Origin of the sequence: Melioribacter sulfuriphilus (genome assembly GCF_051488685.1) — a bacterium.
Taxonomy (GTDB): Bacteria; Bacteroidota; Ignavibacteria; order Ignavibacteriales; family Melioribacteraceae; genus Melioribacter.
Genome location: NZ_JBPSEH010000001.1, coordinates 351,585 through 363,142, shown reverse-complemented (window position 1 = coordinate 363,142; position 11,558 = coordinate 351,585). Strand labels below are relative to the sequence as shown.

9 protein-coding genes are annotated in these 11,558 nt (G+C 37.6%); 4 read left to right on the top strand and 5 right to left on the bottom strand.

The annotated features are described in order from the left end of the window. Positions 1-117: 117 nt before the first annotated feature. From rseP to ACSSV9_RS01575, 3 genes are read right to left on the bottom strand one after another with little or no spacing between them, the layout of a single operon-like run. Entirely contained in the window at positions 118-1,470 is a 1,353-nt protein-coding gene (rseP, locus tag ACSSV9_RS01585) for an RIP metalloprotease RseP (protein WP_437345456.1), read from the bottom strand. A 12-nt stretch (positions 1,471-1,482) separates the two neighbouring features. After that, positions 1,483-2,628 carry a 1-deoxy-D-xylulose-5-phosphate reductoisomerase gene (locus ACSSV9_RS01580; protein WP_437345455.1) on the bottom strand — a complete coding sequence of 382 codons (1,146 nt, stop codon included), beginning with the start codon at positions 2,626-2,628 and terminating at the stop codon, positions 1,483-1,485. Positions 2,629-2,637: 9 nt separating this feature from the next. Next, positions 2,638-3,099 (bottom strand): hypothetical protein, encoded by a 462-nt coding sequence (locus ACSSV9_RS01575; protein WP_437345454.1) that lies wholly within the window; start codon positions 3,097-3,099, stop codon positions 2,638-2,640. A 118-nt stretch (positions 3,100-3,217) separates the two neighbouring features. On the opposite strand from ACSSV9_RS01575, the gene ACSSV9_RS01570 reads away from it, so the two are divergent. Both ACSSV9_RS01570 and ACSSV9_RS01565 read left to right on the top strand, forming a co-directional pair. Further along, entirely contained in the window at positions 3,218-3,892 is a 675-nt protein-coding gene (locus ACSSV9_RS01570) for a FlgD immunoglobulin-like domain containing protein (RefSeq protein ID WP_437345453.1), read from the top strand. A gap of 47 nt (positions 3,893-3,939) precedes the next feature. Beyond that, a complete protein-coding gene (locus ACSSV9_RS01565; protein WP_437345452.1) occupies positions 3,940-5,007 on the top strand; it encodes a hypothetical protein in 1,068 nt (355 codons plus the stop codon). Here ACSSV9_RS01565 and ACSSV9_RS01560 read toward each other — a convergent pair. Together ACSSV9_RS01560 and ACSSV9_RS01555 are read right to left on the bottom strand one after the other, a co-directional pair. Continuing rightward, positions 5,004-5,714: a DUF6901 family protein gene (locus ACSSV9_RS01560; RefSeq protein WP_437345451.1), complete on the bottom strand. Its 711-nt coding sequence runs from the start codon at positions 5,712-5,714 to the stop codon at positions 5,004-5,006. The genes ACSSV9_RS01565 and ACSSV9_RS01560 overlap by 4 nt on opposite strands. Then, positions 5,707-6,663 carry an NAD(P)H-dependent flavin oxidoreductase gene (locus ACSSV9_RS01555; RefSeq protein ID WP_437345450.1) on the bottom strand — a complete coding sequence of 319 codons (957 nt, stop codon included), beginning with the start codon at positions 6,661-6,663 and terminating at the stop codon, positions 5,707-5,709. The genes ACSSV9_RS01560 and ACSSV9_RS01555 overlap by 8 nt, the downstream gene beginning before the upstream one ends. A gap of 106 nt (positions 6,664-6,769) precedes the next feature. On the opposite strand from ACSSV9_RS01555, the gene ACSSV9_RS01550 reads away from it, so the two are divergent. Next, positions 6,770-8,005, top strand: a complete 1,236-nt coding sequence (locus ACSSV9_RS01550) for a M28 family peptidase (RefSeq protein ID WP_437345449.1) — start codon at positions 6,770-6,772, stop codon at positions 8,003-8,005. A 60-nt stretch (positions 8,006-8,065) separates the two neighbouring features. Then, positions 8,066-11,422, top strand: a complete 3,357-nt coding sequence (locus ACSSV9_RS01545; protein WP_437345448.1) for a hybrid sensor histidine kinase/response regulator — start codon at positions 8,066-8,068, stop codon at positions 11,420-11,422. The last annotated feature ends 136 nt before the right edge of the window (positions 11,423-11,558 follow it).

The following is an 11,558-nucleotide window of genomic DNA, read 5'->3' as shown; positions in this document are numbered from 1 at the left end:
TTGCTTTATGTGAAAATTAAAAAGGTGTGGAATATGTAACGGAAACAATACAAACTCAAATTGGGGCTTGCATTGTTCCCGTTAATTTAGATGAACTGAATAATACTCAAAGAACGATTATAAACTTATAAGGTCGTTGTAAATTATAAATGCCATCAACATCAAAAGAATAATAAAGCCGGCATTCTGGATAGCAATTTTGACTTTGACCGGTAACTCTCTTCTTAAAATTCCTTCGATAAGAATTATAAGCAAGTGTCCTCCGTCGAGAGCAGGGAATGGGAGGATATTGATGATAGCCAAACTCAAACTTAACATTGCAAGAAAGAGTAAGAATGACATAATTCCACTGTCGGCAGACTTAGCTGCATACTGAGCTATTTTTACAGGGCCTCCGAATGCTTGATTGAAAGCAATATTTCCTGTAATTACTTTTTTCAATAGTGAAAAAGTAAGTACAGTATAATTACCGATGTTCGATATACTGTGTGTAATTGATTCCCATGCGCCATATTTAATTATATCATAATCTCCCGAGTAAATGTCGGATATGACAATTCCGATTTTTCCTTCATCTGTGGGCGTTACCTCAGTTAAAAGTGTATCTTGATTCCTGAGTATTTTAATTTCGAGTTTATTGTTAGGATTTGATGAAATTAAGTCAACTGCTCGTTCCCTGTCGGTCAATTCGATTTTATTAATTGTCAGGAAAATATCGCCAGGTTTAATGCCAGCTTTTTGGGCGGGAGAATTTTCTAATACATCCTGAATATAAGGTCTTGTCGGATATGGATAGATAAAAAATCCTTCCTGTGAACTTTCGGCAATAACATTGTGAGGAATGGTAAGTGTATATTCCTTGTTGTCTCTTAAAATTGTGACGTTGATATTCTTTTTACTTTGAATGAGCATATGGGAAATTACGTCTTCCCAGTTGTTAACCGGAGTATCATTGACTTTTAAAATTTTATCGTAGGATTTAAAACCTGCCTTTTCGGCTACACTTCCTGGTAGTACTTTGTCAACAGTGGTAGATTTTATTACCTGCTTGCCCTGGAAATAATTAATGCCCCAGAAAATCATCAAAGTTAACGCCAGATTCATAATTACTCCGGCGCTAATGACGAACAATTTTTGCAAAGTCGATTTTGAACGGAATTCATACGGCTGCGGTTCGCTCTCGGTAAATTTGGTGTCAAAACTCTCGTCTACCATACCAGCTATTTTAACGTAGCCGCCCAGTGGAAAAAGACACAGACGATAATCAGTGTGTCCATTTCCGTCCCAGTCTTCGGGTAAATTGCCGAAAGTAAAACCAGTGACTTTATTCCAGCCAAATAACCGTTTACCAAATCCGATTGCAAAAATATCCACTCTCATTTTTGAAAGTTTAGCTGCCGCAAAATGACCGAATTCGTGTACAAAGACAAGGATTCCAATGGTTATTGCGAAGTATATTATATAGTCCATAACATTCTTTTTTTATTTATATCTATTGTTTATGTAATTGCGCGTTCTCTGGTCGTATTTTTCAATAATTTCTAACGACAATTCTACATCTTCATAAAGATTGACGAGCGCATCTTCAATTAATTCGGGAATTTGGGAAAACTTGATTTTACCCGACAAAAATTTATCAACCGCAAGTTCGTTTGCTGCATTTAATATGCAGGGTGCAATGCCTCCACTTTCGATAGCATTGTATGCCAATTTAAGACATACAAATTTATCAAAATCTGGCTCAAAAAACGTCAGTTGCGCAATTTTTTTGAAGTCTGTCTTAACGCCGCCATAATTGAGTCTGCTGGGATATGTTAGTGCATAGAGAATTGGCAGTTTCATATCGGGCGTACTCAATTGCGCTTTGATTGAGCCGTCTTGAAATGCAACCATCGAATGAATGACAGATTGCGGATGAATTAAAACTTCGATTTGTTCTTTTTTTAATCCGAACAACCAATAAGCTTCTATTACTTCAAGTCCTTTGTTCATCATCGTAGCGGAGTCAATCGTAATTTTATTACCCATATTCCAATTAGGATGGCTGAGAGCTTCTTGAATTGTAACGCTTTCGAAATCAGCTTTGTTTCTGTTTAAGAAAGGTCCCCCAGAAGCTGTTAAAATGATTTTATCTATCTCTTTTTTCGATTCACCCTGCAAGCATTGAAAAATTGCGCTATGTTCGGAATCGACCGGAATAATTTCTGAATTAAATTGCCTTGCAAGTTCCATTATTAATTCGCCAGCTACTACCAGAGTCTCTTTGTTGGCAAGTGCAATCCTCTTACCGAGTTTAATCGATTCAATAGTTGGTTTCAGACCTGCAAAGCCAACGATGGCAGAAAGTAGAATGTCGTAATTGTTTCTTTGGGCAATTTCTATAAGACCATCTTCACCGTAAAGAATTTCACAGCGCCCATTAATCCTTTCTTTTAAGATTTTTGCATTTTGTTCGTCACCGACCACCACTGCCGGAGGGTTAAATTCTTCTATCTGCTTTTCCAGCAAATCGATGTTACTGTGGGCTGTTAATCCCGCAATTTTAAACTCGTCCCTAAACTCCTTGACCAGCCTCAGGGCGTTTTTACCGATGGAGCCAGTTGAACCTAATACTAATATGTTTTTCATTATTTCCGATTATCCGAAAAATCGATGCGTTATTGCAAAAAGAAAATTAATTAATACCAGAACGTTTACAATCGTATTTAATTTATAGATTTTTTTCAAATTAGTATTCAGTTCATCACTCTTTTCTTTTATACTCTTTCTGAGGACCTTTGAGGTGGGTATAACGTATATAAAAATTATCAAAAGAATGACAACCATTAGTATTTGTTTTGATAAGAGCCAGTGATTAGATGTAAATTCAAAAAAGCCATAGACCGGATTGAAGATGACCATCAAAATACCGGTGAGTAATATGCCTATTGAAGCTACCATCCCCAGTTTATTAGTCAACACGAGATATAGCTCTACCAGTTTATCTTTCGTGTTTGCTTCATTAATATAATTCTTAAAAGGTTGATCTATCAATGCGCTGAAAATCCAGCCGCCTGCAAATATTATATGGAATGTTAATAATGTCGGATAATACTCCATTTTTTTCCTTTCAAACTAATTGTTAATATCTAATATATAAAAAGAATTTTAACTTTGCCCATCGGCAATGAACTTGTATGAGCACTCCTCTGTTTTGAATTTATCAAACGGAGGCTTTATGTCTAAGTTAATCAGAGTGGCTATAGTCCTGTCGTTTTTCGTATCTACAACAATATTAATTTCAAGAGGGTTTCGTACTTCGAAGATTCCGAACGGAAATAAATTTGATTGTGCAAATTGTCATGTAAATCCTTCTGGAGGCGGAGTAAGAAATTCATTTGGAAAAGCAGTCGAAGCGCTTGTTTCACCTGGCGGTTTTGAGGATTTCTGGAATGAAAATCTGGCAAATATCGATTCAGATGGCGATGGTTTTACTAACGGTCAGGAATTGCAAGATCCTGCCGGATTGTGGCGTACGGGTCAGCCAAATCCAGGGGACATAAACCTTGTTACAAATCCTGGCGATCCAAATAGTAAACCAGCTCCTACATCACTCGACGATATTATTTTGTCGGCAAAGTATGAACTTCATAACAATTTCCCAAATCCATTTAATCCTTCGACTAATATTTCATTTACCATTCCGCGCAGTGAATTTGTAACGCTGAAAATTTATGATATAAAAGGGCAGGAAATCAGAACGCTCGTAAATGGTAATTATCCTGCAGGTACATATCAATTTGAATGGAACGGTAAAGATAACAATAACATAAGTGTGGCAGCTGGAGTTTATATTTATTCGATTCAAGCGGGTCATTTTAACAAATCAGCTCGAATGATTTTGCTTAAATAATTATGCGAAGAAATATGAAAATCTTTTCTCTTTTATTCGGACTTTTTATGATTTCCGAAATAATAGCCTTACCTCGTTTTGCAATTAAACAGGGTGACCGTTGTGTCGATTGTCACGTTAATCCAACAGGTGGCATTATAAGGAACGAGGACGGATTTTATTTTGGAAAGAACACGCTGAGTTTGATTTCTCCGCATCAAAAAGATCTTCCCCTGTCGCCAGCTATTACGGATAATTTAATTATCGGATTCGACTACAGAACACAAATACTTTATTCACAGGAAAAGAATCGTTCCGACTTCCAGGACATGAGTGGGAGTCTCTATATGAACGCTTCAATATCCGAAAAGATCGACGTTATTACACGATACGATTTTGTACAATCTATCTGGGAAGCCTATGCCGTGGGGCGCATTTTACCGAACGAGAGCTACATAAAAGTGGGTTCCTTCGTTCCCTATTACGGAATACGTATCGACGATCATACGGCGTATTCAAAAGGCGGGGATTTCGGTCTGCTTTTTTCACTCGGAAGAATTCAGGGGATGTTCTATAATCCATTTTATATTGAAACTGGCATTGAATTGGGAGCGTATTTAACTGACAATACATTAATTACAGCAAGTATGGGGAAACCAAAATCAAGTTCATTATTTTCGAGCGACCCGACTTTTACATTGCGATTCGAAACTACCCGACAAATGGGAGATGCTAACATACTTGTAGGCGCTTCTTACGTAGCCTTCGAAAGGAAAGTTTTGTCTTCATCACTTCAATCTAAAATGTATGGTGGTTTTGCTGGGTTCGGATTAAAATACTTCTCGCTTATGGGAGAATACGATATTGCTCGGAATTATGTGGCTGAAGGAATCTACAGCAGAGCTGTAATGCTGGAAGCCGCTTATAAAGTTTACGTGGGCATCGATGCTATAGTTCGATATGATTACTTCGATTATGACGATTCTACGCCGGACAATGAATTCGAGCATATAATTCTTGGATTTGAATTTTTTCCGTACAGTTTTATTGAAGTCAGGCCACAGTACAGAATAAATCTCGAATCGGCGGGAATTAAGAACAATGCCTTTGTGCTTCAATTTCACTTCTGGTATTAATCGAACCAGACTCTGAATATTTTATCGTAGCTGGAAAAGTCGCTCTCCTCAAGGTTAAAGCTGATGAACTGTGCAAAATTGTCGAGTGCTATAATTGCATTGCAACTGGCATCCTGGTTTTCGAGTTGTGCAATTTTTTGTGATATTATGCGATTGATATCGAGAATTTGTGCATATAAATCGTGCAGGTGCTTCATTTCCCAATCGGCATCCAATCCTTTTAAATGTCTGAGATATTGAGCAAACAAATACATCGAATAAACGCGATATTCGGTTTCTTCAATTGATGAAAAAGGTAAATGATATTTAACCAGAGGTTTTAATTTACCGAGTATGGGACATCCGCTGCTAGGCATTATAATTCCGATTAAACTGCTTACTGCGTTTTGGATAGTAGTCTCTTTTGAATAATGTCTTCCGTTTATATCGGCGGTTATAAAGACCTTTTCGTAGGAAACTCTGTCGCTGAAGAATCTTATTATCTTATCGAGGTGCAGCGCAATGGGGCAGTATTGAGTGTTTGAGTTATTGCACTTTTCAGAATTACAGGGAAAGTCGGAATTGTATGCCCATTCGGGAATTTCCTCCGTCTCGCGGGTAATAATATTGAGCGTCTCGGCATCAAGCTGAATAGTAAAAACTTTTTCCGATCCGTCTTCGAATTTAAAAGTATAGATATATTCTAATGTCTGCGGTTCGTTATTCATTGCAAATATCCCTTAGATTTTTTATTGCATCGACTGTTTCTTTCAATAGATTCTCAATTACAATTTTTGCAGGAAGAATTTCTTTGATTGAATTGAGGGATTGTCCTGCTTCTAAAAGTCCGTTTTCAAGATCGCCTTCAAAAATTCCGAGTCGTTCCCGTTTACGACCTAATTTATTTAAAAGCAGGGTTTTGTCTGCGCCTGATTCTTCGAGTTCTTTTAATTCCAGAGCAAAACGGTTTTTGATTACTCTAACAGGTGCAATTTTTCTGAGGATCAATACTGAATCTTCGTTTTCGGATTCGACCAATTTCTTTTTATAATCAATATGTGCCGAGGATTCAATTGTAGCGGCAAAGCGTGTCCCGATTTGTACTCCTTCGGCACCGAGCGCCATAGCAGCGGCGATCGATCTGCCGTTTGAAATTCCACCCGCCGCTATAATTGGTATGCCGATAGAATCTTTTAATTGTGGAATAAGACTGAAAGTGGTTATTTCGTCAATCCCATTGTGACCGCCTGCTTCAATTCCTTCGCCCACAACGGCATCGCACCCAGCGGATTGAGCTTTTAGAGCATATTTCAGTGAAGGGACAACATGAACCACTGTAATTTCTTTCGCTTTTAATTTGTCAATAAACTTACCAGGATGGCCAGCTGACGTGAATACAATCTTTACGTCGTTCTCAATTACCGTTTCAATTAAATCGGCTGCGTCCTCGCGCAACAGAGGAATGTTAACCCCGAACGGTTTATCGGTGGCACTTCTGCATTTGTCAATATGTTCTCTTAAAATTTCGGGTTTCATCGAGCCAGCGCCAATTAAGCCGAGACAACCCGCTTCCGATACTGCAGATGCCAGTTTCCACCCACTTACCCATACCATCCCAGCTTGAATTATCGGATATCGAATGCCGAATAATTTCGTTATGTTATTTTGAATTATCATTGCCACTCGCTACGTTTAAATTCATAAAGACATATTAAATAAGCAATATAATGGAAATAATTAATAGATTATTTGTAAATTATAAACCGATTTTAGACAATATCGTATGCTGAAAAAATATATTAGAACACTTCTCCTGTTCTTAAACTACGCCGTCTCCATTAATGGTCAGACGGATTACCTGATATTCAATGCCATCAATAAGGTAAACGTCGACAGTCTGAAAGCAAATCTGAGAATTCTGACTGGAGTCGACTCGTTTTATATCAACGGTGGATATAAAAAGATTACATCCAGACACAAAGAAAGCCCGGGAAATGTTTATGCACGCGAATATTTGATCGCAAAATTAAGTTCTTACGGTTTGAAAGTCGAGGTCGAAAAATTTGAAGAGGACGGCGAAAATATTGAAAATATTATAGTAGTCCAAAAAGGGAGAGCTGCATCAAATCGTTATGTGATTATTTGTGCGCATTATGACAGCATGCCGTCGAAAGGAGACGCACCTGGAGCCGACGACAATGGTTCTGGCACCGCTGCAGTTATCGAGACAGCGCGCATAATTTCGAGTTACGATACTAAATATTCTGTGGTCTATGCGTTCTGGGACAACGAAGAACAGGGATTGCACGGCAGTAATTTTTATGCTACAAATGCTGCACTCAGAGGCGACTCGATTATTGCCGTTATTAATCTTGATATGATTGGATGGGACGGCAACAACGACTTTAAAGCCGACCTCCATTCAGATGGCAAACCGCTTACTTCGCTGCTTGCAGAGGAAATTATATCGATTAACAAAAATTATCTAATTAATCTCGATATTGAATTAATCTATCCTGGCACTTCACGTAGCGACCATTATTCTTTCTGGTTGCAAAACTATCCTGCGGTTTTACTTATTGAAGATTTTTATTCACCCAAAGATACACCGAACGATTTCAACCCTTATTATCATTCACCTATGGATCAGATGTGGCGCATCAATTACGACTTTTATAAAAAAATGACACAGCTTGCACTGGCATCGGTTTCTTCAAGAGCTGAAATTTTATCTAAAGAGGGACAAATTCCACTCGTAAACATTCTTTATCAAAATTATCCAAATCCGTTTAACAGCTCTACTGTAATTAGTTATTTCCTTGCAAATGATGGGAATGCGAAATTAAAAATTTATGATCTTACCGGCAGGGAAGTGGCAAGTCTGGTCGATAGATATCACGCAAAAGGCTTATACCAGACTAACTTTGCTCCTGAGGGTAAGCTCGCAAGTGGCATTTATTACTACGCTTTAATTACAGAGAGCGGAAGCGAAATTCGCAAACTGCTCATTCTTAAGTAAAATCTCTATGATTATATCCGCTTAAATTTATAAATTGATGTAAGCAAATGAACCACTTTTATGACAGAATACAGCGAAGATAAATATACTTCTGGCGGTAAGATGCTGAAACTAAGAGCGATGTTTGAAGCCGCACCTGTAGGTATTTTGATCTTTTCAAATGAATTCAAAGTACGTTTTGTCAATCAGACATTCTTTGGTTTTAAAGGTATTAAGCACGTTGAGTCGGCTGATATAACTGGCGAGAATATTGAAAAGATCGGTCTATTTGAAGATAAAGAGATCTATTCTATTCTCAAAGAAAATCAGCCCTTCGAAAAGGAAATTTATTCGTCAGTAACTGCTGCTGGCGAAAGGATGGCTGTTCTTATTAAATATGTGCCAGTCATTTTAGAGCGCCAGTTTGAAGGCGGTGTAGTTGTACTTGAGGACATTAAATATAAGTATTCTTATGGCGAAAGCGGCGGACTGAATTATAAAAAGATTTTCGAATCGATTTGCGATTGCTATTTGATTTGCGACGTGGACGGTAAGATCAATTATTCCTCTGAAGAGTGCTGGCGGTATAATTTTCTTTTCGAGGCAGCAACATCAAAAGAAGAAAAGCCGAAACGTCTATCTGGCATTTTATTTAAAAAGCTTCTTGAACAAATCGAAAAGTCGAATTCAACGATATGGATGGAAATTCCGTATGTTAAAGATGACCGACAACAGATTGCTGTTGTGGCATTGATTCCATTAGACGGCAATTTATTGTTGCTTATTCGAAATAAAGAAATCGATAGGAAAGAAAAAGAATTACTTCAGGAAGAAATAAAAGAACTTAGAAAGTACGAGTATATTATTTCCAATATGGTCGATGCGGTTTTTTTGACCGACGATATGAACCGTATCGTTTACTGGAACGAATCGGCTGCGCGGCTCTTCGGTTTAAAAAGGAGCGAAGTCTACGGCAATGAAGCTTCCAGATTATTTCCTAAAATCGACAGGAATTATCTGCATACTGTATCTCAAAAATTGATCGATAACAAGTATGTCGATGATCTTGTAAAACTGGGCGACGATAATCAATCTGCCGAGTATTATACAATTCGTATTGCAAAATTAAAAGAAGGAATAAAAGAATATTTCGTGTTTATCTGCACCGACTCCACATTGAGGATTCGTAAAGAACTGGAACTTAAAAATTCAGAAGAGCAATTCAGAAAAATAGTGACTCACACACAGGAGTTCATTTGCATTCTTGATCTGAATGGGAAAATTCAATATGCAAATCCTGCAATGTTGCAATCGTTCAGTTATACCGAACAGGAAATTACTTCGCTTTACTTTGTGGATTTAATTGAACCATATTATTTAATGACAAATGGATTTAATCTCCATGAACTGGAGGAAATAAAAAAGGAAACTATCGAACTTCCTCTCATAACGAAACACGACCAGAAAATTTACGTTCATGCCAGTATATCGACTGTTTACGACGATAGGGGAATGCCGATTTATTATAATGTATTTTTAACGGACATTTCGATGTTGAAAGAAGCTGAAAAAGATTTAATGCTTATACGGTCGATTTTCGAGGCTTCGCACGACGGCATTGCTCTTATCAATAGAAGAAAACTGTTCCTTGTCAACGAAGCTTTCGTTAAAATGTTCGGATATAAAAGCGCAAGTGAAATTATCGGTAAGGACCCGCTCGATTTTGTTGACGTTGACGATATTATGAAGGTGGGAAGAAACATTCAGAGTCTGGAAGAAGGAAAAGAGTCGCCCTCACGTTTTGAATTCAAGGGGGTGAAGGGAGACGGATCGACAATCGAACTTGAAAGTTCGGTTTCTTCTTACGACGCTGAGGGTGAAAAGTTTATAGTCTGGTCATTACGCGATATTACGCCTCAAAAGAAAGCTCTCGAAGCTTTACGACTTTCGGAGGAAAGATATCGGAGCATTACAGAAAATATTGACGAGAGTTTCTGGACTGCAGAAAGAATAAGAGGGAAATTAGTGCAGGTATTTTATACGCCGGCAATCGAAAAAATAACTGGATATAAACCCCAGCAATTTTTGAACGACCGTTTTTTATGGAAAAAAATTATTCATCCCGACGACCTCTCTGATGTTATTAAAAACCTGAAACGGCTTTATAAATTATCCGACAAAAATTTTGAAAAACTCGAATACCGTATAATCGACAGTCTTGGTAATATAATCTGGATTGAGAATAAAATATCTGTTCAGAGGGACAGTAGCGGAAAAATCACTAAAATTTTCGGCATTGTTAACGATATTACACTTTCCAAACGAGCTCAAGACGAATTGAAGAGGTCTGCAAGTGAATTGAAAGAATTAAACGAAACCAAAGACCGCTTTATTTCAATTATTTCTCACGACTTGCGTACACCCTTCAGTTCAATTTTGGGCTTTACCGATTTCCTTCTGAACGAAAAAGATCTCACGGAAGAAAAACGAACTCAGTACATACGTTTTATCGAAGAATCAGCCAGGAATATGCTGGAGCTGGTTAATTCACTGCTTGATTGGACACGTCTTCAAACGGGTAGAATCAAATTCGAACCGAAGAAAATCAAAGCTAAGCAGGCGGTCGATAAATCGATTCAAATTTTATCTGGCGCCGCTCTTAGAAAAGGAATCGAATTGAAATCTGAAGTTGACGATAATTTGCTTATTCACGCAGACGAAAATCTATTACTTCAAGCAATTAACAATCTCGTTTCAAACTCCATTAAATTTACACCCACAGGAGGTACCATTACAATCAGTGCAGTGCCCGATGTAAAAAACAAGAACGTGACATTTTCAGTTAAAGATACTGGTACTGGAATTAAAGAGGAAGATATTCCAAAACTTTTCAAAGTTGATACAAAATTTACGACACCTGGAACTGCCGGTGAAAAAGGAAGCGGTTTGGGTTTATCTCTCGTACGGGAAATTATTCTTAAACACGGCGGAGATATAAAGGTCAAGAGCCAGTTCGGCAAAGGCTCTGAATTTATTTTTACTATTCCTATCTCTTCCACCACAATTTTACTTGTGGATGATATTAAGTCTGACAGAATACTCTATTCTAAATTGATTAAAAACTTAATCGATGGCTATACAATAGCCGAAGCCGAAAACGGAAAAGAAGCTCTCGATGCAGTTAAAAGTACATCGCCTGCTTTGATAATTAGCGATCATTTTATGCCGATTATGAATGGCTACGATTTCGTTAAACAATTGACGTTGGCAGATTTGAAATTCAAGCCACCGGTTATTATTCTTAGTAGCGATATTAATCCCGCCATCGAAGAGGAATACAAAAAGTTAGGAGTCGAATTTGTTTTTCGTAAACCGGTCAATCTTACTACATTCAAAAACGCTATCGAAAAATCCCTCCGAAAAGCATTTTTTGGTTGATCTAATAAATTACAAGCGCTATTTTAAGAATAAAATTTTTTGAGGGAATTTTAATCTAATTTTACCGCCTTAAATTAATTCCGGAGTTAAATGTAGTCATAGCTACTATATCCCCGTTCAAAAAAGAAGACAAGCT

Excerpts from the sequence above, each read along its gene's own strand:
- rseP (WP_437345456.1), bottom strand. The coding sequence starts at position 1,470 with ATGGACTATATAATATACTTCGCAATAACCATTGGAATCCTTGTCTTT.
- ACSSV9_RS01580 (WP_437345455.1), bottom strand. The coding sequence starts at position 2,628 with ATGAAAAACATATTAGTATTAGGTTCAACTGGCTCCATCGGTAAAAAC.
- ACSSV9_RS01575 (WP_437345454.1), bottom strand. The coding sequence starts at position 3,099 with ATGGAGTATTATCCGACATTATTAACATTCCATATAATATTTGCAGGC.
- ACSSV9_RS01570 (WP_437345453.1), top strand. The coding sequence starts at position 3,218 with ATGTCTAAGTTAATCAGAGTGGCTATAGTCCTGTCGTTTTTCGTATCT.
- ACSSV9_RS01565 (WP_437345452.1), top strand. The coding sequence starts at position 3,940 with ATGATTTCCGAAATAATAGCCTTACCTCGTTTTGCAATTAAACAGGGT.
- ACSSV9_RS01560 (WP_437345451.1), bottom strand. The coding sequence starts at position 5,714 with ATGAATAACGAACCGCAGACATTAGAATATATCTATACTTTTAAATTC.
- ACSSV9_RS01555 (WP_437345450.1), bottom strand. The coding sequence starts at position 6,663 with ATGATAATTCAAAATAACATAACGAAATTATTCGGCATTCGATATCCG.
- ACSSV9_RS01550 (WP_437345449.1), top strand. The coding sequence starts at position 6,770 with ATGCTGAAAAAATATATTAGAACACTTCTCCTGTTCTTAAACTACGCC.
- ACSSV9_RS01545 (WP_437345448.1), top strand. The coding sequence starts at position 8,066 with ATGACAGAATACAGCGAAGATAAATATACTTCTGGCGGTAAGATGCTG.